The organism is Sphingomonas sp. (assembly GCF_036387595.1).
Lineage (GTDB): Bacteria > Pseudomonadota > Alphaproteobacteria > Sphingomonadales > Sphingomonadaceae > Sphingomonas.
Map to the genome: position 1 here is coordinate 30,325 of NZ_DASVTL010000096.1, position 25,481 is coordinate 55,805.

Consider the following 25,481-nt stretch of genomic DNA (forward strand, 5'->3'; position numbering starts at 1 on the left):
TCGCACACCGTGCGGGTTCTGGGTGCTGGTGTTTGATCTTGAGAAAAGTACCAATCGTCTGATGATCTGCGCACCAACCCCGTCGATGCGCCGTTCCCCCGTTTCTGAACCCGGAGGCCGCTGCGGGGTTGATACAGCCATACCAACCCGCAGCAATCGGCTGGCGGAGCGGTAGCCACAACGTGAAAGGCTATATCATGGGCATCATCATTCTTCTCATCGTGGGTGGCATCGTCGGCTGGCTGGCCAGCCTCATCATGCGCACCGACGGGCAGCAGGGCATTTTCCTGAACATCGTCGTCGGCATCGTCGGCGCGGTCCTTGCCGGCTTCATCCTGACCCCGCTGATCGGTGGCGCGCCGATCACCAGCGGAGAAATCAGCATCCAGTCGGTGCTGGTGTCGCTACTCGGCGCAGTCGTGCTGCTGGGCATCATCAACCTCTTCCGTCGCGGTTCGGTCCGCTAAGACCGGCGGGTGCCGCCGCCACGCGTGATGCGGGGTAAGAGGCGGCGCCGTGCAAGGGCCGATCGCACGATGTGGCGCGTGCCGGAGCGATCCGGTGCGCGCCACACGCTCATCTGCCGCACGCTGGGCAAGGCCGGATACGCGATGCGTGCGAAGCGGCTGCTCGCGGCGCTCGTCTCGCGGTTGCTTGGTCTGACGCGGACGGCAGCGAATCGGCGGGTCAATGCGTTCGATGTCGATAACGAAGGCTGACGGGAACGGGCGTGCGCAATATCGATTTCAGTTCGTGGCAAAGCGTACTGGCGACGATCCTCAGCCTGCTGCTGGTGACGCTGATCGGGGTCGGCATACGCCTGCTGACCCAGGTGACGATCCAGCAGCGACGCGAACGGATGAACCGTCAGATCAACGAGCGGCTGCGCACGCTGATCGCCGCCTACAAGGTGCTCGGCGGGTCGTTCACCGGCGACATGACGGTCGATCCGCGCCACCTGCGCGATGCGCGCGCGCAGATCAGGCCCGGTGAGGGGGAGCAGGCACTCGACCTCAGCCCGGCGAGCGCTGCCGGGTCCGACCGCACGCGCCGCATCCGCGATGCGGTGGAGGCGGCGCTGTCCGACATCATTCTGCTCGGCACGGAGGCACATGTCCGCCTGGCCGAACGCGCCGCGCGCGAACTGGTCGCGGGGCGCCCCGTCCACACACACGAACTCGTCGTCGCCTTGCGAGACTTCATCCGCGACGCGCTCGATCTCGATCCGATCCCGGACGATCTGGTGCTGCCGATGCAGGGGCCGACCCGGCCCTCCGGGGGCGGAGGCGGCGGGCGGGGGAAGGGGGAAGGCGGCGACGGTGCGCGTGGTGGGGGCGGTGGAGCCGGCGGTGGCGGCGGCATGGGCATGGGTATGGGCATGGGCGTCGGCATGGGAGCCGGAACCGGGGCGGTGGCCGACGATCATCTTCCGCCGCACGAGGACACGCCCGCGACCCGGTGAGTGGGGCGGGTTGCGCTTGTCGCGGATCAGCCCGTCAGCCGATACCCGACGCCAGGTTCGTTGCGCAGCAGCACCGGTGCGCCGGCATCCTCCTCCAGCTTCAGCCGCAATCCGCGCATCGTGACGCGCAGATATTCGACATCGTCGGCATGCGCGTCCCCCCAGACGGACCGCAGCAGTTGCGCGTGCGTCACCACGCGATCCGGGTGGCGGGCGAGTTCGGCGAGGACCGCATATTCCTTGCGGGTCAGCTTCACCTCGGCGCCGTCGCGCAGCACCCGCCGCGCGGGCAGGTCGATCGTCACCGCGCCGAATAGCTGCGCACCGCCGTCCCGCGCAGGCCCGGCGCGGTGGCGCAGCCCGGTGCGGATGCGCGCGACGAGTTCCTCGGTATCGAAGGGTTTCACTACGTAATCGTCGGCGCCGAGATCGAGTGCCGCGACCTTTTCCGCCGTTGCGTCGCGTGCGGTGAGGACGATCACCGCGCGTTCCATCGCCTTGATGAGCGGGACCAATTCCATGCCATCGCGGTCGGGCAGGCCCAGGTCCAGCAGCACCAGTTCGCATCCTTCGCGTCGTGCGGCGACCAGCGCCTCGGCGGCAGTCGCCGCTTCGCCGACGGCGAAGCCCGCGCGCTCCACCGCGCCGCGAACCAGCCGGCGGATCGCGGGTTCGTCGTCGACGATCAGGATTCGTGCGCTCATGCGGCGTGTTCGGGCAGCGCGCGCAGGATCGCGGATTCGGGCCATGCGATCTCGAACACCGCGCCGCCCTCTGCCCGGTTACGCGCGACGACGCTCAGGCCCATCGCATCGGCAAAGCCCTTGACGATCGCCAGGCCCAATCCCGTGCCGCCGTTCGTGTCGTCTCCGTCGACGCGCGTGAACCGGTCGAACAGGATCGTCTCGCGCCCCTCCGGCAGTCCGGGGCCGGAGTCGATCACCGCGAGTGTGACCGCACCGGGCGTGCGCCGGGCCTGGAGCGTGATCGCCGTACCGGGGCCGGCGAACTTGGCGGCATTGCCGAGCAGGTTGATGAGGACATGGTGGAGCATCCGCGGATCGGCCTCGACCAGCGGCAGCGTCGGCGGCACGTCCAGCACCACCCGGTGGCGGGCGAGTTCGGCACGCAGATCCTGCGCCGCGGCGGCCACGGCATCTGTCAGGTCGGTCGCCTCGCGGCGCACCACCAGCGCGCCGGATTCGATCCGGGTCATCTCGACAAGATCATCGAACACCCGCCGCAATCGCCGGGCCTCGCCCTTGAGCGTCTCCGTCGTGGTCGATGCGCCGTGTTCGGCCGCCAGCGCATCCGCCGCGGCGACGACCGCGGTAAGGGGGGTTTTCAGATCATGGCCGATCGACGACAGCAGCGTGGCGCGCAAGTCGTCGCGTTGCTTGAGGGCGCTGACCTCGCGCGCATTGGCCTCCAGCTTCAGCCGCTCGTGTGCCAGCGCTGCCTGGCCGATCAGCGTCGTGAACAACACGCGCTTGGCGGCTGGCACCGGATCGCCGCTTCCCTGGCGGGCGATGCCCAGCACCCCCAGGATGCCGAGCGCGGTCTGCAGCGGGTGGAATTGCCAGTCGCTGGCGGTGAGCGTGCCGCTGTCGCGCCCGGCAGGTTCACCGCGGTCGAACGCCCATTCGGCCGCGGCGGCGTCGATCGCGCCGATCGACGGGTTCGCCGGCGTCGCGCCGATCACCACCAGCCTGCCGCCGTCGCGCGCGAACAGCATCGTGTTGACGTCGAGCAGATGCGCCACCTCCTCGCACACCGCCGCCGCCGTGCCGGCTTCGTCCGACACCGCCGCGAGCCGCTGCCCGAAGGCGGCGAGTGCTGCGTTTTCGGTGGCGGTGCGCGCGCCGACCGTGGCCTCGCGCTTCAATCGTCCGGCAAGCTGGCTGGCGACGACCGCGACGACGGTCAGCACCCCCAGCGTCACCGCATTCTGCGGGTCGCTGATCGTAAAGGTGTGGAGCGGCGGCAGGAAGAAGAAATTATACGCCAGCGCGGCCGCCACGCTGGCGGTCAGCGAAGGCCGCAAGCCGAACAACGTCGCCGTCGCGATCACGGGAAGCAGGTAGAGCAGGTCGATCGGATTGGAGCCGAGTACCGACTGGATCGCGAGCGCCGCCGCGGTGGTCACCGCCACCAGCCCCAGGCCGATCGCGATGCCGCGCGTGGCGGGTGGTTTCGCGGTCGCCGGCTCGGCGGCGACGGGCGCTGTCGTGTCGGTCACCGGAACGACATGGACCGCCACGCCGTCGAGCGCGCGCACCAGCCGATCGACCACCGATCCGTGGCGCAGTTCGAAAAACCAGCTGCGCCGTGATTTGCCGACGACCACTGCGGTGGCGCGCGTCTCGATGATATGCGCGCACAGCCCGTCGAAGACCGAGCGCGCGGGCACCGTAGCGATGGTCGCACCCAGGCTGCTCGCCAGCTTGAGCGAATCGGCCATCCGCGTGCGCGCGGCCGATCCCAGCGTGGCGTTGCGCGGCGTTTCGACGCTGACCGCGGTCCACGACGCGTGGAGCGCATCGGCCAGCCGCTTGGCCGCGCGGATCAGCGCGTCGCCGCCGGGCTGGTCGCCGATCGCGACGACCACGCGCTCGCCCGCCGCCCAGGTGCCGCGCTCGCCGACGCTGGCGACATGTTCCAGCAGGTGACGGTCGACCGTCTGCGCCGCACGCCTGAGCGCCAGTTCGCGCAGCGCCGACAGGTTGGATTTGGAGAAGAAATGCCCCAGCGCCCGCGTCGCCTCCTGCGGCACATACACCTTGCCCGCCTTCAACCGCTCGATCAGCTCGTCCGGCGGCAGATCGACGATCTCGATCTCGGCATCGTCGAGGACCGCGTCGGGCACCGTCTCGCGCACCCGCACCCGCGTGAAGCCCGCCACGACGTCGTTGAGGCTTTCGACATGCTGGACGTTCAGCGTGGTCAGCACGTCGATGCCGGCGTCGCGCAGTTCCTCGATATCCTGCCAGCGCTTGGGATGGCGGCTGCCGGGCGCGTTGGTGTGCGCGAATTCGTCGATCAGCGCGACCGCGGGGCGGCGCGTCAGCATCGCGTCGATGTCGAATTCGGGGAGCGTGTGCGCGCCGTGCCGGATGGGGCGTCGCGGCAGCATCTCGAACGGCGCGACCAGCGCCTCCGTCTCGGCGCGGCCGTGCGTTTCGACCACGCCCGCCACGACGTCGAGCCCGGCACGCATCAGGTCGGCGCCTTCGCGCAGCATCTCGAAGGTCTTCCCGACTCCGGGCGCGGCGCCGAGGAAGATCTTCAGCCGCCCGCGCGCCTCGCGCCGCGCCGCCTTCAGCAGCGCCTGCGGGGAAGGGCGAAGGTCGTTCATCGCGCCGTTTTAGGCGCAATCCGGTCGAGCTGTCGATTGAGCAGGAGCACGTTGACGCGGGGCTCGCCGATCAGGCCGAGGATAGGATGGGCGACGCTGCGATCGACCAGCGCACGCACCGGCGCCTCCGCCAGCCCGCGCGCACGGGCGACGCGGGAAATCTGGGAAAAGGCCGCCTCGGGGCTCAGATCGGGATCGAGCCCCGAGGCGGAAGTTGTGACCAGGTCAGCGGGAACGGATCCCCCGGTCATCCCGTCGGCGCGCGCATCCGCCACGCGGGTGGCGATCGCGTCGCGCAAATCCTTGGAACCAGGCGCCAGATTGGTGCCGGCCGAAGCCGACGCGTCATACCCCTTGCCCGCCGCCGACGCGCGCGGGTGGAAATAGCCCGGCCCCGCAAATCCCTGCGCGATCAGTTCGGACCCGACCACGCCGTCGCCGTCGCGCACCAGGCTGCCGTTCGCCTGCGCCGGCATCGCCACCTGCGCGACGCCGGTGACGAGCGCGGGATAGGCCAGCCCGGTGACCGCGGTCAGCAGGACGAGCAGGACTAGGGCAGGGCGGAGTGCGGTGCGTAATTCGGTGAACATGGGTTCGGTCCTTTGAAGCTGTTGGGGGCGCGGTTGATCCCCGTACCCCGTTCGCCCTGAGCGCAGTTGAAGGGCATATCCCCGGGCACAGGTGCTTCGACTGCGCTCAGCACGAACGGGGGTGCAGCGTTCATGCCTAGGCGAGGTGGAGGCCGGTGACGGCCAGGTCGATGATCTTGATACCGACGAACGGCGCGACCAGTCCGCCGATGCCGTACACGGCGAGATTGCGGGCGAGCAGCGTCCCCGCGGGCGCGGGCCGGTACTTCACGCCCTTAAGCGCCAGCGGAACGAGCGCGGGGATGATGAGCGCGTTGAAGATGATTGCCGACAGGATCGCGCTTTCCGGGCTGCCCAGCGCCATGACGTTGAGCACCCCCAATCCCGGATAGAGGACGACGAAGATCGCGGGCAGGATCGCGAAATACTTCGCCACGTCGTTGGAGATCGAGAATGTGGTCAGCGCACCGCGGGTCATCAGCAATTGCTTGCCCAGCCCGACGATCTCGATGAGCTTGGTCGGATCGCTGTCGAGGTCGACCATGTTGCCCGCCTCGCGCGCCGCCTGCGTCCCCGTGTTCATCGCCACGCCGACGTCGGACTGGGCGAGGGCGGGAGCGTCGTTGGTGCCATCGCCGCACATCGCGACCAGCTTGCCGCCCTCCTGCTCGCGGCGGATCAGCGCCAGCTTGTCCTCCGGCGTCGCCTCGGCCAGGAAATCGTCGACCCCGCTCTCGGCGGCGATGCTGGCCGCGGTCAGCGGATTGTCGCCGGTAATCATCACGGTGCGGATGCCCATTCGGCGCAACTCGCCGAACCGCTCGCGGATACCCGCCTTGACGATATCCTTGAGGTGAACGACGCCGAGCAGCCGCGTGCCGTCAGCCACCGCCAGCGGGGTGCCGCCCGATCGTGCGATGTCGTCCGAGATCTTGCGCATGCCCGCAGTTGCCACGGGGTCGGCAGCGGTGCCGAGCCGGTTGAGCACCGCATCCACGGCGCCCTTGACCAGCGAACGCTCGCCGATCTGCAAGCCGCTGACACGCGTCTGCGAGGTGAATTTGATCGGCACGGCGTCGGCCGGCATCGCGTCGCCTTCTCCGGCGAGCACGACGATCGAGCGCCCCTCCGGCGTTTCGTCAGCCAGGCTGGCAAGCCGCGCCGCCGCGATCAGATCGGCCGGGCGAACGCCGGGGACGGGCAGGAATGCGGTCGCCTGACGGTCGCCGATCGTGATCGTGCCGGTCTTGTCGAGCAGCAGCGTGTCGATGTCGCCTGCCGCCTCGACCGCGCGTCCCGACTTGGCCAGCACGTTGAACCGAACCAGCCGGTCCATCCCCGCGATGCCGATCGCCGACAGCAGCGCGGATATGGTCGTCGGGATCAGCGTCACGAACAACGCCACCAGCACCGGCACCGCGAGCGCGCCGCCCGCATAGGAGGCGAAGGCGGGCAGGGTGCCGACCGCGATCAGGAAGATCAGGGTCAGCCCGGCGAGCAGGATCGTCAGCGCGATCTCGTTTGGTGTCTTCTGGCGGCTCGCGCCTTCGACGAGTGCGATCATCCGGTCGAGGAAGCCCTGCCCCGCCGCGGCGGTGACGCGGACCTCGATACTGTCGGAGATCACCCGCGTGCCCGCTGTGACCGCGGAGCGGTCGCCGCCGGCCTCGCGGATCACCGGCGCGCTTTCGCCGGTGATCGCGGCTTCGTTGACGCTCGCGACGCCACCGACCACTTCGCCGTCGGCAGGGATCAGGTCGCCGGTCTCCACCAGCACGACATCACCCACGCTCAGTCGGCTGGCGTCGACCATCTCCCAGGCGCGACCGCCGCCGCCGAGCAGCTTGGCGCGCAGGTCGGCCTTGGTCGCGCGCAGGCTGGCCGCCTGCGCCTTGCCGCGACCCTCTGCCAACGCCTCGGCAAAATTGCCGAACAGCACGGTCAGCCAGAGCCAGAACACCAGCTGCGCCTCGAACGCCGGGTTGCCGGTGCCGGTCGCCAGCCCCTTGACGAGCAGCACCGTCGACAGGGCAGCCACGGTCGCAGTGACGAACATCACCGGATTGCGGATCAGCACGCGCGGGTCGAGCTTGATGAGGGCGTCGCGCGCGGCACCCGCCATCAGCGGCGCGGTGAAAAGAGAGGTACTTTGCGAATCTTGGGCGGACATGCTCTCGTCTCTCAAAGAAGGGTGCCGGCGGCGATCTGCGCCTGGTCGGCGATCGGGCCGAGTGCGAGGGACGGCAGGAAGGTGAGGCCACCGACGATCAGGATGATCGCGATCAGCAGGCCGATCCACAGCAGCCCCGTGGTCGGGAACGATCCCGCGCCGGGCGGCACGTGCCGCTTGGCCGCCAGACCGCCCGCGATGGCGAGCACCGGCACGATCACCCCGAACCGGCCCACGAACATGCCGAGCGCCAGCAGCAGATTGTAGAACGGGGTGTTGCCGGTCAGTCCGCCGAACGCCGACCCGTTGTTCCCGACCGCGCTGGTGAAGGCATAGAGGATCTCGCTGAACCCGTGCGCGCCCTTCGCCAGCGGCCCGGCCAGCCCCGCCTGGGTGACGGTCGCGATCGCGGTCAGCCCCAGGATCATCAGCGGCAGGATGGCGATCGCGATCACCGCCAGCTTCATCTCGCGCGCCTCGATCTTCTTGCCGACATATTCGGGGGTGCGCCCCACCATCAGCCCGGCGATGAACACGGCCAGGATCGCGTAGATCAGCATGCCGTACAGCCCCGATCCGACGCCGCCGATCACGATCTCACCCAGCTGGATGTTGAACATCGTGACGAGCCCGCCGAGCGGCATGAAGCTGTCGTGCATGCCGATCACCGCGCCGCACGACGCGGCGGTGGTGACGACCGCGAACAGCGCGGTCGCGGCGATGCCGAAACGCACCTCCTTGCCCTCCATGTTGCCGCCGGTCAGGCCCAAAGCGTGATGGATCGGATTGCCCGCGGCTTCCGCCCAATAGGTCACCGCGACGCCCATCAGGAAGATGGCGACCATCGCCGCCAGCAGCGTCCACCCCTGCCGCACATTGCCGACGGCCTTGCCGAAGGTGAGCGTGAGGCCCGCACCGAGCACGAAGATCGACAGCATCTGGATGAAATTGACCAGCGCCGAGGGGTTTTCGAACGGATGCGCCGAATTGGCGTTGAAGAATCCGCCGCCGTTGGTGCCGAGCATCTTGATCGCCAGCTGCGATGCGACCGGGCCGATCGCGATCACCTGCTGCGCGCCCTCCATCGTGGTCGCGGTCACCGATGCTGCAAAGGTCTGCGGCACGCCCAGCGCGACATAGACAAGCGCCAATACGATGCTCGCCGGTAGGAGAAGATAGAGTGTGACCCGCGTCACATCGACCCAGAAATTGCCGATCCCCGATGTCTGGCGTCGTGCGAATCCGCGGATGAACGCGAAGGCGACCGCGATGCCGGTGGCGGCGGACAGGAAGTTCTGCACCGTCAGGCCAAACATCTGCGAGAGGTACGACATCGTCGCCTCCCCGCCGTAATTCTGCCAATTGGTGTTGGTGACGAAGCTCACCGCGGTGTTGAACGCCAGCAGTGTCTCGACGCTGCCATAGCCTTGCGGGTTGAGTGGTAGGTCACCCTGCAACTTCAGGATCGCGAACAGCAGGACGATGCCGGCGATGTTGAACGTCAGCACCGACGCGGCGTATCCCGCCCAGCCCTGCTCGGCCTTCGCGTCGATCCCGGCCAGTCGATAGAAGCCGCGTTCGATCCCGCCGAGCGGCAGCGTCTCACGCCCGTACAAGGCATAAAGCCATGCACCCGCCGGTTTGGCGAGCAACACGAACAATGCGGTGAAAAGGAGGATCATCCCCCATCCGGCGAACGTCATGCTGTCGACTCCCTCAATATCGCTCGGGCTGCGCCAGCACGGCGAGCAGATAGACGAGCACGATGGCAGCGACGATCGCGCCGAGAATCAGGTCGAAGGACATGGGCAGCCTTTGATGAACGAGGCGCGTGTCTGGCCGCGAAGCGCGTTACGGCGCGCGGTGAAAGCGGCGGTGCGCGCATAAGGTGCGCGTTAAATGCTGCATTGCGGGGCGGAAAGGATTGCCGTTCCGGACGTTCGGCATCCATCGCAAGCAATTGGACGGGTCGTCATGAGCATCGCATCGGCATTCGGGTTCGGGAAGAAGGTCCGCTATGCGGCGGTGGGCCTGGGGGACATCACCCAGCGCGCTATGCTGCCGGGCATCGCACACACCGGCAATTCGACGTTGGCGGCACTGGTTTCGGGTGACCGGGAGAAGGCGCGGGCGGTGGGCAAGCGCTACGGCGTCGATGCGATCCACACCTATGACGAATTCGACGCGCTGCTGGCGTCGGGGACGATCGACGCCATCTATCTGGCGACGCCCAATTGGCGGCATGCGGAATTTGCCATCCCCGCGCTGAGGACGGGAATCCACGTTCTCGTCGAAAAGCCGCTGGAGATATCGTCCGAACAGGCGCGCGCCATTCTGGCCGCGGAGCGTGCGTCGTCCGCCAAGCTGATGGTCGCCTATCGCCTGCACTTCGAACCCGCGACGCTCGATGCGATCCGCCGCATTCGCGCCGGAGAGATCGGCGACCTGGTGTGCTTCTCCTCCTGTTTCACCCAGCGGGTCGATCCGGCCAACCACCGCGCAGGCAACGGTGTGCTGGCGGGGCCGCTGTTCGACATGGGGCCGTATCCGATCAACGCCGCGCGCTACCTGTTCGGCGCCGAACCGGTCGAGGTCGTGTCCGCGGTAGCCACGCGCATCGCCGGCCTGGGGCTGGACGATACGGTCGCGGTGACGCTGCGCTTTCCCGGCGACCGGCTGGCGCAATTCACCGTGTCCTATGCGGCCAATTCGGTGGACTCTTTCGTCATCGTAGGCACGAAGGGCAGCATCGCGATGAGTCCAGCCTACGGCTATGGCGAACCGCTGGAGCAGCAGCGCATCATCGGCACGGAGAAAACCTCGCAGAGCTTCAAGGCAACCGACCAGTTCGGCGGTGAGATGCGATATTTCTCGGATTGCATCCTGCACGGCCGCGACCCCGAACCCGATGCCGAGGAGGGGCTGGCCGACATCCGGGTGATCGAGGGCATTTTGCGCGCGATCGAGACGCAGGGGCCGGTTACGCTGGAGGGCTTCGTGCGGAGCCGGCGGATCGATCCGGATGCGCAGGAGCAGACGCTGCGCGCCGTCAGCGCGCCGTCGCCGGCCGAGGAGGTGCGCGCCGGGCCGCCGTCGCTGGAGGAATAGCGGCGGTCGCCCTGCTGCGGGAATGCCGCAGAGTCATCGCCCGAGCGCCTGGGCGATCGCGGCGAGTGCCAGCGGGCGCATGACCGCATAGCCTTGCGGCGTCGGGTGGACGCCGTCGCTGGCCAGCCCCGGTCGCATACCCCCATCGGCAAGCGCCATCGCCGCGTGATAATCGACATAGGTGAAGCCGTTGGCGTGTGCGTAACTTCGCACCCACGCGTTCAGCCGCGCGATTTGAGGCGCGGGCCGCTTGTCCGGTGCCCAGGGAAAGCGGATCGCCGGCGGGATCGAAGCCAGGATCACCTTGATCCCATGCGCGCGGGCGAGTTCCGCCATGCTCGCGATGTGCCCCTGCACCGTCTCGAACGTCGCCGCGCCGGTGTTGCCGGCCAGATCGTTCGTTCCCGCCATGATGTGAACCGCGCGTGGTTTAAGCGCCAGGACATCCTGGCGAAAGCGCACCAGCATCTGCGGTGTCGTCTGTCCGCCGATGCCGCGATCGACGAGCCCGTCGGTGAACAGCGACGGGTCCGCGCCGATCCAGCCCTCGGTGATCGAATCGCCCATGAACACGACCCGCGGGCGTTCCCTCAGCATACGGTTTTCCGCGGCATAACGGCACAATTGGCCGAAATCGCGGGTGAACATGTGACGCTGGCGCGCCTGCCATTCGGCATCTGTGCGCGGCGTCGGATGGGGCGGGCAGGGGTCGGCGATGATGCCCACGGGGTCGGCCGCATAGGCGTCGCCGGGCAGGGTTTGGCCGCCGGCGGTGGCCGCCGCGAACAAACCCGCCGTCAGCGTCGCACAGCGTGCGATGGCCCGCCCAATGGTCGGCACCGGCTTTCTCCCTGTGTCTGCGACTCTATTTCGCTGCGGCATAGACCTTGACGAGATCGTAGAGAAAATCACGTCCCACATAGACCGATCGCACCTCCATCCGTTCGTTCAGGCCATGCGCGCCGTTGCCGTCCGGGTCGCCCCAGGGCCCGGGCACGCCGTAGGTGGGGATCCCGATCGGCGCCAGATAGGTCGCGTCGGTCGCGCCCGTCGACATCGTCGGGATCAAGGGCGCGCCGGGGAAATAGCGCGCCACCAGTTGCTCGGCAGGCTTGACGATCTTCGCGTCGAGCGGCGGCGGCACCGCCACCGGACGCAGCCGCCCGACCATCGTCACGCTGACCTTGGGGTCGCCGATCGCCTGCATCAGGGCTACGCGCGTGGTATCGCCGTCATCGCCGGGTGCGATCCGGCAGTTGACGGTCGCCTTGGCGCGCTGTGGCAGCGCGTTCACCGCATGCCCGCCCTCGATCATCGTCGCGACACAGGTGGTGCGCAGCATCGAATTATAGCCGCGATCGACCGACACGATCGCCTCCGCCGCGCGATCCGCCGGATCGTTCGCCAGCCGCACCATCGCGCGTCCGATATCGTCGGCGCGGCGGCGACCGACCTGCGTGAAGAACGCGCGCGTGGTCTCGTTGAAGCGTACCGGGAAGGTGAGAGCGCGGATCTTTCCCAGCGCATCGGACAATTGGTAGATGGCGTTGTCGGCGATCGGGATGGAACTGTGGCCGCCCGGATTGGTCGTCTGGAGGTCGAAGCTGCGGTTCGATTTCTCCCCCACCTGGAGCGATTGGCTGACCAGTTTGCCGCGGCCGTCCGTGTCGCCGCCACCCCCTTCGTTCAGCGCGAATTCGGCGGCGATCAGTTGCGGCCGGTTCTTGGCCAGCCACTCCACCCCGTTCATGCGTGCGCCCGATTCCTCGCCGCAGGTCAGCGCCAGCTTGATCGTGCGGACGGGGCGGTAACGCTCCTTCTTCAGCCGCACGAACGTGTCGACCCAGATCGCGACCAACGCCTTCATGTCGGCGGTGCCGCGGCCGTAGAAATAGCCTTTTTCCTCGACGAAGCCGAACGGGTCGCGCTGCCAGTCCTCCCGTCGCGCGTTGACCACGTCGAGGTGGCCGAGCAGCAGCATCGGCTTGGCCGTGCGGGAACGACCCGGCAGGATGGCGACGAGCCCACCGTCGAGCGGGAAACCGTCGGCGACGAAGGGCGTGACTTGGTCGTCGGCATAGCCGGCCGCCTTCAGCCGGGCGGCGATCTTCTGCGCCGCCAGCGTGCAGCTGCCCGTCGCGACCGACGTGTCGGTTTCCACCAGCTCCTTCAACAGGTGACGATAGGCCAGTTGGTCCGGGCGGGGTGCCGCGCCCTGCGCAGATGCCGTGCCCGAGGAAAGAAGCGCCAGCATCATGGCGGACACGGCGGTGGATCGGCTCACGAAGGTCTCCCGGCGGCGATGCGCACGACGAGGCTAAGGGACGCTGACGCGGAGTGTCAAACGTAGCGATGTCCTGCGCCATCCGATACTTGCACCCATCGCCAGGTTCGCCATGAAAGGCATGATGAAAATGTCGCGGGCAAAGGGGCGGACGGCGGGATTGTTCGGCTGGCGCGCGAGCCGGCATGACGACCGTTTGCTCCTGCTTCTGGCTGTCGCCAACGCAGGCGGCGTTATTGCCTATGTGCCGCTTCTCACCCTGCTGCTGCCCGCGCACATGGCCGAACTGGCGGGGGACGACCGTATCGCATGGCTTTCCGCCGCCACGTTGGCCGGTGCCATCGCGGCCAGCCTTGCCAACGTCGCATTCGGCTGGGCGAGCGATGCCCGTTGGTCACGCCGCGGCTGGGCCGCGACGGGATTGTGCCTGACGATGCTGAGCTACGCGCTCGTTCATCGCGCCGCGTCGCCTCAGGCGCTGGTGGTCGCGATCGTTGCCTTTCAGATCGCGCTGAACATGTTGCTCGCGGCGCTCACCGCTTGGACCGCGGAAGCCGTGCCGGACAGGCGCAAGGGCCTTTTGGGCGGGCTGCTCGCGGCAGGGCAGCCGGTCGGGGCGCTTGCCGGCGTCATCGCCACCGCCCCGATCCTCACCACGGGTTGGATGCGGCTGATGGCGGTCTGCGTGCTGATGCTGATCGCGATCCTGCCGGTCCTGGCCTTCGGCGCCCGGCCACGCATCCAGGCGACGGCCGTAGCCGAACCCGCGAGGTCGCCCCCCGCCGCGCGTCGCCGCGATTTTCTGCTACTCTGGGCGGCACGCCTCCTCGTTCAGATCGCGGGGGTTACCGTGTTCGGATTCCTCCTCTATTATCTTGCCACCCTGCCAGCGCCGCCATCGGACGCCGGGGTCGCCCGACTGTCCGCAATCGCCTCGATCCTCGCCTTTCCGGTCGCATTGCGTTTGGGGGTCGTGTCGGACCGCATGGGGCGGCGTCGCCCCTTCCTGGTGACCGCCGCCGCGGTTGCGGGGGCGGGGCTGGCCATGATGGGGTGGACGGTGGATTTCGCGGCGCAGGCTGTCGGTTTCGTGGTCTTCGCTTGCAGCGCCGCGGTATTCTTGGCGCTTCACGCCGCTTATGCGATGGAGTTGCTGCCGTCGCCTGCGCGCCGCGGCCGCGACCTGGGTATCCTCAACCTGGCGAACACGCTGCCATCGGTCGCGGCGCCGCTGCTGACGCTGTGGCTGGTGCCGCACTATGGTTTTGCGATGCTTATCAGGCTGCTGGCTCTCGCTGTCCTCCTCGCGGGTGTGTGCGTGCTGCTTGTCCGCCGGGATGGTGTGCCCCTCAGCGCGCGACGAGCGCCACCGCGCGGGCCGTGATCGCGGCGAAGGCGGTGTCGTCCACCGCCGCGTCAGTCCGATGCCAGTTGCCGGTGACGGCAAACCAGCGGCCATCGCGGGTGTTGAGCAGATGGTTCATCGCGATGACACCCGGCTCCGATCCACCCTTGTACCCCGCATAGCCGAACGCGCGCGCGCTGCCCGGCGCGATGCCGGGATTGATCGCCAGCATCGCCTGCGCCGCATCGTCGCCGTGCAGGCGCAGCCAGTCGAGCGTGCGCGCCATGTCGCGGGGGGAGGCGAACCACTCCACACCATCGGGAGCAATCGGCGCGCCGTCGAACATCGCCACGTCCAGCCGCGCCGACGCCAGCTTCGCGCGATTGACGAGCAGCAGCGCGCGTCGACTGCTGAGGTTGCTACGCGTCCATGCGGTCAGCAACGCCGGGTCGGCCTTGATCGCGGCGGCCTCACGCGTGGTCAGCACGGGCAACGTCCGCGCCGGATCGGCGACGCCTACCGTGGCGACCATCGCATCGACGCGGGCGCGGGCCAGTGTCGTCATCAGCGTGTCGGTTGCGGTGTTGTCGCTGATCGACACCATCATCGTGGCCAGCGTCTGAAGCGTCACGGGGGCGCCTGCAGGCCATGCCTGCATCTGGCCGCTGGGCAGCGAGCGCGGGCCCAGCGCCACGACGTCGCTCCAGCGACGCATGCCGGTGCGCACTTGGCGCACGGCCTCCGCCAAGACCCACAGTTTGAACGACGATCCGATCGGTGCCACCGCCGCGGCGTTCACCTCGATCACCGGCCGCGGCCCGCGGGGTTCGAGTGCATAGACGCCGAACCCGACCGATCCGGGGAGCGCGCGCAAGTCTGCGGCGACATGTTCGAACGTGTCGTTGCGATATTGCGTGCCCGTGATCCGCAGCCCGATGATGCGATGGGGCGCGGTCGGCTCGATCTGGAGCGTGACCGAGGCGGTGCCATGATCGAAGCCGATAACGACATCGGCCAGCCATGCGCCGGTCGCCTGCACCCGTTCGATCGCGATCGGCTTGCCGAACTGGTCGCGCAACTTGGCGGTCACCACCGCCATCTGTTCGGGGGAGATCGCGGCGCGGAAACGGTCGGCGAAATCCGCCTGGAAATCGCCGCCGCCCGCGAACAGGCCGACCAGCGCATCGACGCGGGTCTGGAGCGGGGTGGCCGGCGCCTTGACGACCGGCACTGGCGCCTGCGCCTGCGCGAGCGGGGCTTGGGCGAGCGCGAGAAGGGCGAGCGGGCGCGCCCTCAATTCTTCAGCTTCCAGCCGCTCTTCAGCAGCAGATAACAGGCAATGGCCAGCACCGCATCGACGGCCAGGATCACGATGCTGCCCAGCAATACCGGCGAATCCGCGGCGCCCAGAAAACCGTAGCGGAAGCCCGATATGACGTAGAACACCGGATTGGCATGGCTGACCGCACGGAACGCGGGTGCGAGGCGATCGACCGAATAGAAGGTGCCCGACAGTAGCGCGAGTGGGGCGACGACGAAATTGGTGACCGCGGCGGCATGATCGAACTTCTCCGCCCAGATCGAGGTCAGCAGCCCGAGGAGCGCCATGAACACCGATCCCAGCAGCCCGAACCACGCGATCGCAGGGATCATCCGCGGCGTGGCGTGGACCCCCGGCCACAGCGCCATCGCCAGCCAGATCGCCGCCCCGACGCAGAACGCCCGCGTCACCGCGCCGCCGACGAGCCCGGCGAGCAGTTCGGCGGTGGACAGCGGCGGCATCAGGTAATCGACGATCGTGCCCTGCATCTTGCCGACCAGCAGGGAGAAGCTGGCGTTGGCAAAGGCATTGTTCAGCATCCCCATCACGATCAATCCGGGCGCGATGAAATCCGCAAATGTGACCGTCGTGCCGCCGACGTGCACCGCGCCGCTTGCCCCCAGCGCGGTGGTGAAGACGACCAGCAGCAGCAGTTGCGAGATTGCCGGTGCCCAGATCGTCTGGAGCTGCACCTTGAAGAAACGGCGAACCTCCTTGATATAGAGGGTGCGAAGACCGCCCCAGTTCACGCTCCTGATGGTGGGAACGCCGGGGGCGGAACGGATCGCCGATGGTTTCTCGATCCTGGGGGACTGGCTGCTCATGCCGCACCGCGGTAGCCGCTGGCCGCCACGGGTGCAACGAAGGATGAAGTATGTCGTGGACCGACGAGCGGATCGATACGCTCAAAGGCATGTGGGAAGCGGGCAAGACCGCCAGCCAGATCGCCGAGGAACTGGGCGGGGTCAGCCGCAACGCGGTGATCGGCAAGGCGCACCGCCTGGGTCTGCAATCGCGCCCGTCGCCGGTGAAGCCGAACGAGCCCGCGAAGGCGGCCGAACCCGCCAAGATCGAAGAACCAGCCGTCGTCGCGGCCGCGCCGCCTCCTCCCGCGTCGCCTGCCCCCGCACCAGCACCGATCGCCGCACGCGTGGCCGTGCCGGAGCCTGTCGTCCGGGCCGAACCTGCGCGTGAAGCCGATAACGACGATGATGACGACGATGACGATGACGACAGCCCTGCCGTCGTTGCGGCACCGGCGGCGCCCCCGCCACCGATCCTGCGCTCGGTCGGCCCTGGTGGTTTCCTCCGCCAGGCGCCGGGCGAGCAGCAGCCGCCAAGCACGCCCGCACCGCCGCGCCGTCTGGTGCCTGCCAAGCCTTCGGCGGAGATCGCGGGCAAGACCAGCCTGCTCGACCTGAACGATCGCATCTGCAAATGGCCGCTGGGTCATCCGGGCGAACCCGATTTTCACTTCTGCGGTGAAAAGGTGAACCCCGGCTTTCCCTATTGTGTCGCGCATTGCGGGCATGCGTATCAGGCGCAGCTGCCGCGCCGCGATCGCCGTCCGCCGCCACCGCTGCCGTTCGGCGGCCCGCGGGTTCGCTGACGGCGCGCGGATCGGGAAACCGGCTCTTTACCTGACCCGTCCTAAAGCGCGTCCTCCCCGGAGGCGCAGCCCTTGAAGATCCTCGTCCTGTCCACGCTGTATCCCAACGCCGTCCAGCGGCGGCACGGGATCTTCATCGAGCACCGCGTCGCGCATCTCGCCGCCGCCGGCGGGGACTCGGTGCGTGTGGTCGCGCCGGTGCCGTGGTTCCCGTTCACCAGCCGCCGCTTCGGCGCGTGGGGCGAACATGCGCGCGTGCCGCACAAGGCAGAGCGACGCGGCTTCCCGGTCGTCCACCCGCGTTACCCCACGATCCCGAAAGTCGGCATGACGCCGGCACCGCTCCTGATGGCCGCCGCGCTCGCCGCGCCGATCGCCGCCATCCGCCGCGATTTCGACTTCGACGTGATCGACAGCTATTATCTCTATCCCGACGGGGTGGCCGCGGCTCTGCTCGGCCGAATGTTCGATTCTCCGGTCGTCATGTCCGCGCTCGGCACTGACGTCAGCCTGATTCCGCAATCGCGCCTGCCCCGCGCGATGATCCTTAAGGCGATCGAGCGCGCGGCGGCCGTAACCACCGTCTGCGGCGCGTTGCGCGATGGCCTGATCGGTCTCGGCGCCGATCCGCGCAAGCTGACGGTCGTCGAACATGGCGTCGACCTGGACCTGTTCCGTCCGCCCGCCGATCGCGCGGCGTTGCGTGCGGCCATGGGGGTGGATGGCCCCACCTTGCTGTCGGTGGGCCACCTGATCGATCGCAAGGGCCATGATCACGCGATCCGCGCCCTCGCCAGGTTGCCGGGCGTGCGGCTGATGATCGCCGGAGACGGCCCGCGCGACGCCGCGCTGCGCGCGCTGGCGAAGGCGCAGGGGGTGGACGACCGGGTCCGCTTCCTCGGCCATGTCGATCAGCACCGGCTTCCCGACCTGTATGGCGTCGCGGACGCGACGCTCAGCTGTTCGGACCGGGAGGGCATCGCCAACGTTCTCCTCGAATCGCTCGCCTGCGGAACCCCGCTCGTCGCGACGCCGGTCTGGGGCTCGCCCGAGGTGATCCGGGTGGCCGAGGCCGGGCTGCTCGTCGCGGAGCGCTCCGACGATGCGATCGCGCAAGGGACCGCCGCGCTGCTTGCCAACCTTCCAGACCGCGCCGCGACCCGGGCTTACGGCGAACGCTACGATTGGGCGGAAACGGGACGCCAGCACCGCGCACTTCTGGTCGAAGCCGTGGCCGGATACCGCCCGCGATCCGCGCGCGCGCGCGCCACCATCGAAGTTTGATCGCGGCCCCGGCGGTGCTATCCCTCACCGCACATGGCCACCGACATCCTGATCCCCACCGACGCGCCCTTCGACAGCGCGCTCAGCGAACGCTATCTCGTCTATGCGCTGTCGACGATCACCGCGCGGTCGCTGCCCGATGTCCGCGACGGGCTGAAGCCGGTCCACCGCCGCCTGCTGTGGGCGATGCGGCTGCTGAAACTCGATCCGGCGCAGGGGTATAAGAAATGCGCACGCGTGGTCGGCGACGTGATCGGCAAATATCATCCGCATGGCGACCAGTCGGTCTATGACGCGATGGTCCGCCTCGCGCAGACCTTTTCGCTGCGCTATCCGCTGGTCGACGGGCAGGGGAATTTCGGCAACATCGACGGCGATAACGCCGCCGCCTATCGCTATACAGAGGCGCGGCTGACCCAGGTCGCCATCGACCTGATGGACGGGCTGGACGAGGATGCCGTCGGTTACCGCCCGACGTATAATAATGAGGATCACGAGCCGGAGCTATTCCCCGGCCTGTTCCCAAATCTGCTGGCGAACGGCGCGGCGGGGATCGCGGTCGGCATGGCGACCAGCATCCCGCCGCACAATGCCGCCGAACTGCTGGAGGCGGCGATAGCGCTGGTCGACGACCGCAACGCCGACGTGCTTCACTATGTCCGCGGGCCGGATTTCCCGACCGGCGGCCTGGTCGTCGATCCGGCGGCGGTCATCGCTGAGAGCTATCGCACCGGGCGCGGCGGCTTTCGTGTGCGGGCGCGCTGGACTATCGAGCGCGAGAAGGGGGGGGGCTGGTGCGCGATCGTCACCGAAATCCCCTATGGCGTCCAGAAGGGCAAGCTGATCGAGCAGATCGCTGCGCTCGTGAACGATCGCAAACTGCCGATCCTGGCCGACGTCCGCGACGAATCGGACGAACTGGTCCGTATCGTCCTGGAACCGCGCAGCCGCACCGTCGATGCCAGCGTGCTGATGGACGGGCTGTTCCGGCTGACCGATCTCGAGATACGCATACCGCTCAACCTCAACGTGCTCGACAAGGATCGCACGCCGCGTGTGATGAGCCTGGGGGAGGCGCTGGCCGCCTGGGTGGATCACCAGTTCGTCGTGCTCGACCGTCGCACGCGCCACCGGCTGGCCAAGATCGCCGACCGGGTCGAGCTGCTCGACGGCTATCTCGTCGCCTATCTCAACCTGGACCGTGTGATCGAGATCATCCGCACCGAGGACGAGCCGAAGGCGGTAATGATAGCCGAGTTCGCGCTGACGGACCGGCAGGCCGAAGCCATCCTCAACATGCGGCTGCGCTCCTTGCGGCGGCTGGAGGAGTTCGAGATCAGGACCGAGCGCGCCAAGCTGGAGAAGGAGCAGGCCGGCCTCGCCGCGTTGCTCGCCGATCCCAAGAAGCAGCGCGCCCGCATGAAGCGCGACCTGGCCCGCATCCGCGACCGCTATGGTGAGGATACGGCGCTGGGCAAGCGGCGCACGACGATCGAGGAAGCGCCGCCGACCCGCGACATTCCGTTGGAAGCCATGATCGAGCGCGAGCCGATCACCGTCATCCTCTCCCGCCGCGGCTGGATACGGGCGTTGCGCGGTCATGCCGACCTGGCCTCGGCAGACATCGCCAAGTTCAAGGAAGGCGACGGCCCCGCTTACGCCTTCCACGCGCAGACCACCGACAAGCTTCTGCTCGCCGCCGAAAACGGGCGCTTCTTCACGCTGGCCGCGGACAAACTGCCCGGCGGCCGCGGCTTCGGCGAGCCGGTACGCGCGATGATCGACCTCGGCGGCGATGTCGGCATAGTCGCCTTCCTGACTGCGCGTTCGGCCACGAAACTGTTGATCGCTGCGTCGGACGGGCGTGGCTTCGTCGTCGCGGCTGCGGAAGTGATCGCCGAGACCCGCAAGGGCAAGACCGTGCTCACCCCGCGCGACGGCGCGACCCTGAAGATCGTCAAGCGGATCGCCCCGGACGCGGATTACGTTGCCGCCATCGGCGACAACCGGCGGCTGGTCGCCTTTCCCCTGACCGAATTGCCTGAACTGTCGCGCGGCACGGGTGTTCAGCTCCAGCGTTTTCGCGACGGTGGCCTGTCCGACGCAACGACCTTCGTCATGGCGGCAGGGCTCAGCTGGGCGATGGGCGGCGAGACCGGGCGGACCCGAACGGAGGCGGACATGAGCCCGTGGCGCGCGGCGCGGGGTGCGGCGGGCCGCATGCCGCCGACCGGATTTCCCAGGAACAACCGCTTCGACGCCTGACTCCTCTTGCACAATCCCGAACGTTCAAGCGTCTTTAACCAGTTGCGCCTACCACGGCTCCCAATGACCTGCGTCGCCAAGACCCTGCCGTTGATCGCGGCGACGATCGCCATGCCGGCGGTCGAGATGCTGCCGATCCCGGCGGCGGTGGTTGAACGCGATGGCGAGGCGCTGTCAATGGCGGCGACCAACCGCCCGTTTCGTCAGGCCGGGCTCGGCACGGAACGTGGCCGTTCATCGCTGCTGGAACTGATGGGCGCCCAGATCAAGGCGTTCCTCGATTCGACCGACGACATCCGCAGTTTCGCCTGGACGATCGGCGAGGCGATCGACTGCCGCTATTTCCAGGCGACGGTTGCGCGATCGTCCGCGGCTTCGGATGATTGCTGCCTGGTCACCCTGATCGACGAGACCTCGCGACGCCACACCGAGCGCAGCCTGCACCGTGAGATGACGACTGACAGCCTGACCGGGCTGCCCAATCGGCAGGGCTTCGGCGATCTGATCGAGACCGCAGGCGAGGACCGGGTCCGCCACGCGGTGCTCGTCGTCGATCTCGATCGCTTTGGGCGCTTCAACGCGTGTCTGGGTTCGCTTTCGGGGGACGAACTGCTCATCAGCGTGGCGCGCCGGATCAAGGGTGCTTTGCGCGCCCGCGATGCCCTGGCGCGAATCGGCGGCGACGAATTCGGCATCTTCATGGCGATCGACGAGACCCGCGCGGAGGCCGATCACGTCGCCCGGCGCATCCGGATCGCATTGCAGGCGCCATTTCGACTTTCCGACTACGAAATACAGGTCGATTGTTCGATCGGCATCGCGTTTGGAGAGGACGAGCAGGGAGACGAGTGCGGCGAGGAACTCATCCGCCACGCCCAGTTCGCCGTGAACCGCGCCAAGGCGACCGGCAATGCCGAAGCCTATCAGAACCAGGCGTTCGCGCTCGTCCGCGAGCAATTTGCCCTCGAAACACAGCTGCGCCGGGCGATCGAGAATGGCGACCTCCGCCTCAATTTCCAGCCGATCTGCGATCTGTCCAGCGGCCGGATCATAGCCTTCGAGTCGCTGGCGCGGTGGCAGGCCGCTGATGGCCGCCAGATCTCGCCGGTGGAGTTCATCCCGGTGGCCGAGGAATCGGGATTGATCGTGCCACTCGGCCGCTGGGCGCTCGACGAGGCGACGCGCACGCTGGCCGCTTGGGACGAAGCCGCCGGGGGCGACTGTGGAGTCCAGGTGGCGGTGAACATATCGCCGATCCAGCTCCAGCGCGACGGCATCGTCGATCTCGTCGGCGCCGCGCTGGCACGGACCGGGTTGCGGGGAGACCGCCTGAAACTGGAGTTGACCGAAAGCGCGCTGGTCGCCGATCCCGATCGCACCGCGCGCACCATGCGCGCACTCAAGGAACTCGGCGCCTGCCTGGCGATGGACGATTTCGGCACCGGCTATTCCAATCTCGCGCACCTTCAGGCGCTGCCGATCGACATCCTCAAGATCGACCGCAGCTTCGTCACGGGCATGCTTGCCGATCGCGACAAGATCGCGATCGTTCGCGCGATCCTCAGCCTTGCGCAGGCGCTCAACATGCGCACCGTGGCAGAAGGGATCGAGACGAATGCGCTTGCTCAGACGCTGTCTGCGCTGGGCTGCAACATGGGGCAGGGCTTCCTCTATGCCCGCGCGCTGGAACCCGCGGCCGCCTATGCGATGATCGCGCCGCCCAGCGCCTGAGCGACGAGTTCCGCGGCAATCGCGCGGGTCCGTGCGGCATCGGGAAACCCCTCCGCGATCCAGCGCGTCTCCACCGCCTTCAACGTGCGCGCCACGTCCGGCCCCTTTGTCATGCCCATCGCCACCAAGGTGCCGCCGCCGATCGGCAGCGCTGGCGCTGTCCAGGCGAGCGCGGGTGCCGGGTCTTCGCCCGCGACCAGCAGCCGATCACAGGCGATCTGCGGCCCGAATCGGTAGGCCAGACCCTGCGGCCCTTCGCAGCCCGGACCTGCAGTCGCCGCCTCCAGCCGCCGGCGATCGGCGTTCGACAGCCTGAGCCGCGCACCCACCGCAGTCGCGGCCTGTGGCGGCATCAGCACCGCGAGCCGCCGAATCGCATCCGCCGGGATCCCGTGTGCCGCCTCCATTTCCGCCAAGGCCGCCAGCCGACCGGCCGCGGCCGTGTCGATCTCGGGCAGCACTGCGCGCAGGATGTCGTGCTCGATCATCAGCGCCATGACCGCGACCGCATGGCGCGCGACCAGCAGCTTCAGCAATTCGGCCGCGATCCGCTCGCGCGACAAGGCCATCAGGTCGTTGGCGCGTTCTGCACAGGCGGCCAGCCCCTCCTCGTCGATCGAGTCGTCCTGGCCGAAGCGCGCGTGGAAGCGGAAGAAGCGCAGGATGCGCAGGTGGTCCTCCGCGATCCGGCTGCGTGCATCGCCGATGAAGCGCACGCGGCCCGCCGCCAGATCGTCCAGCCCGCCGAAATAATCGAATATCTCGCCGCTTGCCGGGTCTGCGTAGAGCGCGTTCATGGTGAAGTCGCGGCGGCTGGCGTCCACCTGCCAGTCGCCCGTGAAGGCGACGACGGCATGGCGCCCGTCGGTGGCGACATCACGGCGCAGGGTCGTCACCTCGACCGGGCCGCCCGCGGTCACCGCCGTGACCGTGCCGTGCGCCAGGCCGGTCGGCACGACGCGGATGCCGGCGGCCTTGAGCAACGCGACGACGCCATCGGGCGCGTGGCGGGTGGCGATGTCGACGTCGGAGACCGGCAGCCCAATCAACGTGTCGCGCACCGCGCCGCCGACGAAGCGCGCCTCATCGACGCCCAGAACCGCGGTCAGTGCGTCGAGGCCTGCACGCGTGCGCCAGTCTGCCGATGGCAGCTTCATCGCGTCGCCAGCCGGTGCGACAGGTTGACGATGATTCCCGCGGTCGCGCCCCAGATGCGGTGATCCGGCCAGGGGATTTCGTAGAAGCGCCGCATTCGCCCCTGCCACTCGCCGGTCCCTGCATGGTGGTTCGTGGGGTCGAGCAGGAACGCCAGCGGCACCTCGAACACTGCCGCGACTTCGGCTTCGGCGGGGATCAGCGGCAAGTCGGCGGGCACGACGCCGACGACTGGCGTGATGTCATAGCCGGTGCCCGTGCGGAAACGGTCGGTCGTGCCAATGATGGTGACGTCGGCCGGAGAAAGCGCGATCTCCTCATGCGCCTCGCGCAAGGCGGCGGCGACCGTATCCGCATCCTCGGGATCGACGCGACCGCCGGGGAAGGCGACCTGACCCGCATGGCGGCGCAGCGTGTCCGTGCGCCGCGTCAGGATCACCCCTGGCTCCGCGCGATCGGTGATCGCGATCAGCACCGCCGCGGCGATGGTCGCCTCGGTCGCGGGCATGTCGTCCCCGGTCAGGGGGGGTGGCCCCGCACCCGCCGTCAGCGCTGCCGCCAGCCGATGGGTCAGCGTCATGCGACCGCCAGCGGGAAGAACGCGCCTCCACTCCACACCCCCGGCGGAGTCGTGTCGCCGGCCAGCGCCAGTTCGGCCAGTTCGTAATAGACCGGCCGCGCGACGAGCGCTTCCAGCCCGCCGCGCACGTGGAGATAGGGGCGCGGCCCGTCCTCGCCATCCGCAAAGCGCAGCGGATGATCGGCGCCTGCGGTAACGAGGTCGCCGGTATTGAGCTGAAATGCCAGCCGCGCGTCTTCGCCTTCCCCTTCAGCCTTCAGCGCGACTGCCAGGAACGGCGCATCGTCGACCGCGATGTCGAGCTTTTCGGCGGGTGTGACGAGAACATGGCGTCCGTCCGGCTCGCGGCGGAGGATCGTCGAGAACAGGCGGACCATTGCCGGGCGGCTGATCGGCGATCCCTGATGATACCATGTTCCGTCGCGCGCGATCCGCATGTCGCTGTCGCCGCAATGGGTTGGGTTCCACTGGTCGACCGGAGGGAGGCGGCGTTCGGCGGCGGCGCGCACGATCTCCTCGAGCGTCATCGAGGTGAGGTCGGGGAGGGCATCCATCGGCATGACGCCATCGCAGGTAGGCGCGCACGCCGGTCGCGTAAACCCTTACGCGGGTACCGTCGCGCCAGCGTGGACGGCGGGGCCAAGGTCGCCCGCCGCGTCGGGGATGCCCGCGCCGCGCGCCAGCAGCCGGTGCCGTTCCACCGGGCCGGCCAGTCGCCACAGCGCCGTGCGATCCGCGGTGAAGCCGAAGAAGCGGCCATAATATTCGGGATCGCCGATCAGCATCAGCCCCGCGCCTGTGTCGGCCGCCCCCTCGTCTGCCGCAGCCAGCGTGCGCGCCATCAGCCGGCGGCCGATGCCGTCGCGTTGCCGATCGGGCGCGACCGCCACGGGACCGACCATCACCAACGGCACCACCGGGCCGTCGTCCATGTCGAGAGCGATCGGCCAGCACTGGATCGAGCCGATCAGCACCCCGTCGTCGACTGCAGCGAAGCTCAGTGCCGTGATCGCCTGCGCTCGACCGCGCACTTTATAGGCGGTGCGCGCATGCCGGTCGCTGCCGAACGCCCGGTCGAGTAGCGACTCTACGGCTGCGGGATCGATCGAGGCGAGCGGCTGGAGGACGATCACGGAACGGCACCTTCGATCGCGCGCCGCGAAATCGGCGACGGCGCCGCGCCATACGCGCGAGCGGGCGGAACGCAAGCGCAATGGCGGGT

General features: G+C 68.4%; 23 protein-coding genes. 9 read left to right on the forward strand and 14 right to left on the reverse strand.

The annotated features are described in order from the left end of the window. The first annotated feature begins 197 nt into the window (after window positions 1-197). The 3 genes from VF643_RS11415 (at window position 198) to VF643_RS11425 (ending at window position 1,462) form a co-directional block, all read left to right on the forward strand. On the forward strand, window positions 198-467 hold the full coding sequence (locus tag VF643_RS11415; RefSeq protein ID WP_331043513.1) for a GlsB/YeaQ/YmgE family stress response membrane protein: 270 nt from the start codon (window positions 198-200) through the stop codon (window positions 465-467). 78 nt (window positions 468-545) lie between these two features. Next, window positions 546-719: a hypothetical protein gene (locus tag VF643_RS11420; protein WP_331043514.1), complete on the forward strand. Its 174-nt coding sequence runs from the start codon at window positions 546-548 to the stop codon at window positions 717-719. 11 nt (window positions 720-730) lie between these two features. Next, a complete protein-coding gene (locus tag VF643_RS11425) occupies window positions 731-1,462 on the forward strand; it encodes a hypothetical protein (RefSeq protein ID WP_331043515.1) in 732 nt (243 codons plus the stop codon). 26 nt (window positions 1,463-1,488) lie between these two features. On the opposite strand, the gene VF643_RS11430 is transcribed toward VF643_RS11425, so the two are convergent. From VF643_RS11430 to VF643_RS11455, 6 genes are all read right to left on the reverse strand, one after another. Next, the gene (locus VF643_RS11430; RefSeq protein ID WP_331043516.1) at window positions 1,489-2,166 is read right to left on the reverse strand and encodes a response regulator transcription factor; all 678 of its coding nucleotides are present in this window, start codon (window positions 2,164-2,166) and stop codon (window positions 1,489-1,491) included. Further along, window positions 2,163-4,817, reverse strand: a complete 2,655-nt coding sequence (locus tag VF643_RS11435; RefSeq protein ID WP_331043517.1) for a sensor histidine kinase KdpD — start codon at window positions 4,815-4,817, stop codon at window positions 2,163-2,165. Before VF643_RS11435 ends, VF643_RS11430 begins: the two co-directional genes overlap by 4 nt. Then, window positions 4,814-5,407, reverse strand: a complete 594-nt coding sequence (gene kdpC, locus VF643_RS11440; protein ID WP_331043518.1) for a potassium-transporting ATPase subunit KdpC — start codon at window positions 5,405-5,407, stop codon at window positions 4,814-4,816. The genes VF643_RS11435 and kdpC overlap by 4 nt, the downstream gene beginning before the upstream one ends. 136 nt (window positions 5,408-5,543) lie before the next feature. Then, entirely contained in the window at window positions 5,544-7,577 is a 2,034-nt protein-coding gene (gene kdpB / locus VF643_RS11445) for a potassium-transporting ATPase subunit KdpB (RefSeq protein WP_331043519.1), read from the reverse strand. Between the two features lie 11 nt (window positions 7,578-7,588). After that, window positions 7,589-9,280, reverse strand: coding sequence for a potassium-transporting ATPase subunit KdpA (gene kdpA / locus VF643_RS11450; RefSeq protein WP_331043520.1), 1,692 nt, complete (start codon window positions 9,278-9,280; stop codon window positions 7,589-7,591). Window positions 9,281-9,293: 13 nt separating this feature from the next. Then, window positions 9,294-9,383, reverse strand: coding sequence for a potassium-transporting ATPase subunit F (locus VF643_RS11455; protein ID WP_331043521.1), 90 nt, complete (start codon window positions 9,381-9,383; stop codon window positions 9,294-9,296). Window positions 9,384-9,551: 168 nt separating this feature from the next. Here VF643_RS11455 and VF643_RS11460 point away from each other — a divergent pair, with 168 nt between their 5' ends. Next, on the forward strand, window positions 9,552-10,685 hold the full coding sequence (locus tag VF643_RS11460) for a Gfo/Idh/MocA family oxidoreductase (RefSeq protein WP_331043522.1): 1,134 nt from the start codon (window positions 9,552-9,554) through the stop codon (window positions 10,683-10,685). A 33-nt stretch (window positions 10,686-10,718) separates the two neighbouring features. Here the strand turns inward: VF643_RS11460 and VF643_RS11465 are convergent, their stop codons facing one another. Together VF643_RS11465 and VF643_RS11470 are read right to left on the reverse strand one after the other, a co-directional pair. Beyond that, the gene (locus VF643_RS11465; RefSeq protein ID WP_414713852.1) at window positions 10,719-11,516 is read right to left on the reverse strand and encodes an SGNH/GDSL hydrolase family protein; all 798 of its coding nucleotides are present in this window, start codon (window positions 11,514-11,516) and stop codon (window positions 10,719-10,721) included. 34 nt (window positions 11,517-11,550) lie between these two features. Continuing rightward, complete coding sequence (locus VF643_RS11470) at window positions 11,551-12,969, reverse strand: M20/M25/M40 family metallo-hydrolase (protein ID WP_331043523.1); 1,419 nt, start codon at window positions 12,967-12,969, stop codon at window positions 11,551-11,553. Window positions 12,970-13,090: 121 nt separating this feature from the next. Between VF643_RS11470 and VF643_RS11475 the strand changes: the two genes are divergently transcribed. Next, window positions 13,091-14,353 (forward strand): MFS transporter, encoded by a 1,263-nt coding sequence (locus VF643_RS11475; RefSeq protein WP_331043524.1) that lies wholly within the window; start codon window positions 13,091-13,093, stop codon window positions 14,351-14,353. Here the strand turns inward: VF643_RS11475 and VF643_RS11480 are convergent. Together VF643_RS11480 and VF643_RS11485 are read right to left on the reverse strand one after the other, a co-directional pair. After that, window positions 14,319-15,611: a serine hydrolase gene (locus VF643_RS11480; RefSeq protein ID WP_331043525.1), complete on the reverse strand. Its 1,293-nt coding sequence runs from the start codon at window positions 15,609-15,611 to the stop codon at window positions 14,319-14,321. The two genes, VF643_RS11475 and VF643_RS11480, sit on opposite strands and share 35 nt — an antisense overlap. Next, complete coding sequence (locus VF643_RS11485; protein ID WP_331043526.1) at window positions 15,608-16,459, reverse strand: ABC transporter permease; 852 nt, start codon at window positions 16,457-16,459, stop codon at window positions 15,608-15,610. Before VF643_RS11485 ends, VF643_RS11480 begins: the two co-directional genes overlap by 4 nt. 50 nt (window positions 16,460-16,509) lie before the next feature. Between VF643_RS11485 and VF643_RS11490 the strand changes: the two genes are divergently transcribed. The 4 genes from VF643_RS11490 (at window position 16,510) to VF643_RS11505 (ending at window position 22,524) form a co-directional block, all read left to right on the forward strand. Next, window positions 16,510-17,244, forward strand: coding sequence for a GcrA family cell cycle regulator (locus VF643_RS11490; protein ID WP_331043527.1), 735 nt, complete (start codon window positions 16,510-16,512; stop codon window positions 17,242-17,244). A 72-nt stretch (window positions 17,245-17,316) separates the two neighbouring features. After that, window positions 17,317-18,528, forward strand: a complete 1,212-nt coding sequence (locus tag VF643_RS11495) for a glycosyltransferase (protein WP_331043528.1) — start codon at window positions 17,317-17,319, stop codon at window positions 18,526-18,528. A gap of 33 nt (window positions 18,529-18,561) precedes the next feature. Further along, window positions 18,562-20,793: a DNA topoisomerase IV subunit A gene (gene parC / locus VF643_RS11500; protein WP_331043529.1), complete on the forward strand. Its 2,232-nt coding sequence runs from the start codon at window positions 18,562-18,564 to the stop codon at window positions 20,791-20,793. 63 nt (window positions 20,794-20,856) lie between these two features. Further along, a complete protein-coding gene (locus VF643_RS11505) occupies window positions 20,857-22,524 on the forward strand; it encodes a putative bifunctional diguanylate cyclase/phosphodiesterase (protein ID WP_331043530.1) in 1,668 nt (555 codons plus the stop codon). On the opposite strand, the gene VF643_RS11510 is transcribed toward VF643_RS11505, so the two are convergent. Genes VF643_RS11510 through VF643_RS11525 form a run of 4 tightly spaced genes read right to left on the reverse strand, consistent with a single transcriptional unit; the run spans window position 22,494 to window position 25,392 of the window. After that, entirely contained in the window at window positions 22,494-23,681 is a 1,188-nt protein-coding gene (locus VF643_RS11510) for a CCA tRNA nucleotidyltransferase (RefSeq protein WP_331043531.1), read from the reverse strand. The genes VF643_RS11505 and VF643_RS11510 overlap by 31 nt on opposite strands. Then, the gene (locus VF643_RS11515; RefSeq protein ID WP_331043532.1) at window positions 23,678-24,259 is read right to left on the reverse strand and encodes a CoA pyrophosphatase; all 582 of its coding nucleotides are present in this window, start codon (window positions 24,257-24,259) and stop codon (window positions 23,678-23,680) included. The genes VF643_RS11510 and VF643_RS11515 overlap by 4 nt, the downstream gene beginning before the upstream one ends. After that, complete coding sequence (locus VF643_RS11520) at window positions 24,256-24,819, reverse strand: DUF1285 domain-containing protein (protein WP_331043533.1); 564 nt, start codon at window positions 24,817-24,819, stop codon at window positions 24,256-24,258. The genes VF643_RS11515 and VF643_RS11520 overlap by 4 nt, the downstream gene beginning before the upstream one ends. A 42-nt stretch (window positions 24,820-24,861) precedes the next feature. Continuing rightward, window positions 24,862-25,392, reverse strand: a complete 531-nt coding sequence (locus VF643_RS11525; RefSeq protein WP_331043534.1) for an N-acetyltransferase — start codon at window positions 25,390-25,392, stop codon at window positions 24,862-24,864. Window positions 25,393-25,481: the final 89 nt, after the last annotated feature.

Excerpts from the sequence above, each read along its gene's own strand:
- VF643_RS11455 (WP_331043521.1), bottom strand. The coding sequence starts at position 9,383 with ATGTCCTTCGACCTGATTCTCGGCGCGATCGTCGCTGCCATCGTGCTC.
- VF643_RS11520 (WP_331043533.1), bottom strand. The coding sequence starts at position 24,819 with ATGCCGATGGATGCCCTCCCCGACCTCACCTCGATGACGCTCGAGGAG.
- VF643_RS11460 (WP_331043522.1), top strand. The coding sequence starts at position 9,552 with ATGAGCATCGCATCGGCATTCGGGTTCGGGAAGAAGGTCCGCTATGCG.
- VF643_RS11490 (WP_331043527.1), top strand. The coding sequence starts at position 16,510 with ATGTCGTGGACCGACGAGCGGATCGATACGCTCAAAGGCATGTGGGAA.
- VF643_RS11435 (WP_331043517.1), bottom strand. The coding sequence starts at position 4,817 with ATGAACGACCTTCGCCCTTCCCCGCAGGCGCTGCTGAAGGCGGCGCGG.
- VF643_RS11415 (WP_331043513.1), top strand. The coding sequence starts at position 198 with ATGGGCATCATCATTCTTCTCATCGTGGGTGGCATCGTCGGCTGGCTG.
- parC (WP_331043529.1), top strand. The coding sequence starts at position 18,562 with ATGGCCACCGACATCCTGATCCCCACCGACGCGCCCTTCGACAGCGCG.
- VF643_RS11505 (WP_331043530.1), top strand. The coding sequence starts at position 20,857 with ATGACCTGCGTCGCCAAGACCCTGCCGTTGATCGCGGCGACGATCGCC.
- VF643_RS11515 (WP_331043532.1), bottom strand. The coding sequence starts at position 24,259 with ATGACGCTGACCCATCGGCTGGCGGCAGCGCTGACGGCGGGTGCGGGG.
- VF643_RS11475 (WP_331043524.1), top strand. The coding sequence starts at position 13,091 with ATGATGAAAATGTCGCGGGCAAAGGGGCGGACGGCGGGATTGTTCGGC.
- kdpA (WP_331043520.1), bottom strand. The coding sequence starts at position 9,280 with ATGACGTTCGCCGGATGGGGGATGATCCTCCTTTTCACCGCATTGTTC.
- VF643_RS11430 (WP_331043516.1), bottom strand. The coding sequence starts at position 2,166 with ATGAGCGCACGAATCCTGATCGTCGACGACGAACCCGCGATCCGCCGG.
- VF643_RS11485 (WP_331043526.1), bottom strand. The coding sequence starts at position 16,459 with ATGAGCAGCCAGTCCCCCAGGATCGAGAAACCATCGGCGATCCGTTCC.
- kdpB (WP_331043519.1), bottom strand. The coding sequence starts at position 7,577 with ATGTCCGCCCAAGATTCGCAAAGTACCTCTCTTTTCACCGCGCCGCTG.
- kdpC (WP_331043518.1), bottom strand. The coding sequence starts at position 5,407 with ATGTTCACCGAATTACGCACCGCACTCCGCCCTGCCCTAGTCCTGCTC.
- VF643_RS11510 (WP_331043531.1), bottom strand. The coding sequence starts at position 23,681 with ATGAAGCTGCCATCGGCAGACTGGCGCACGCGTGCAGGCCTCGACGCA.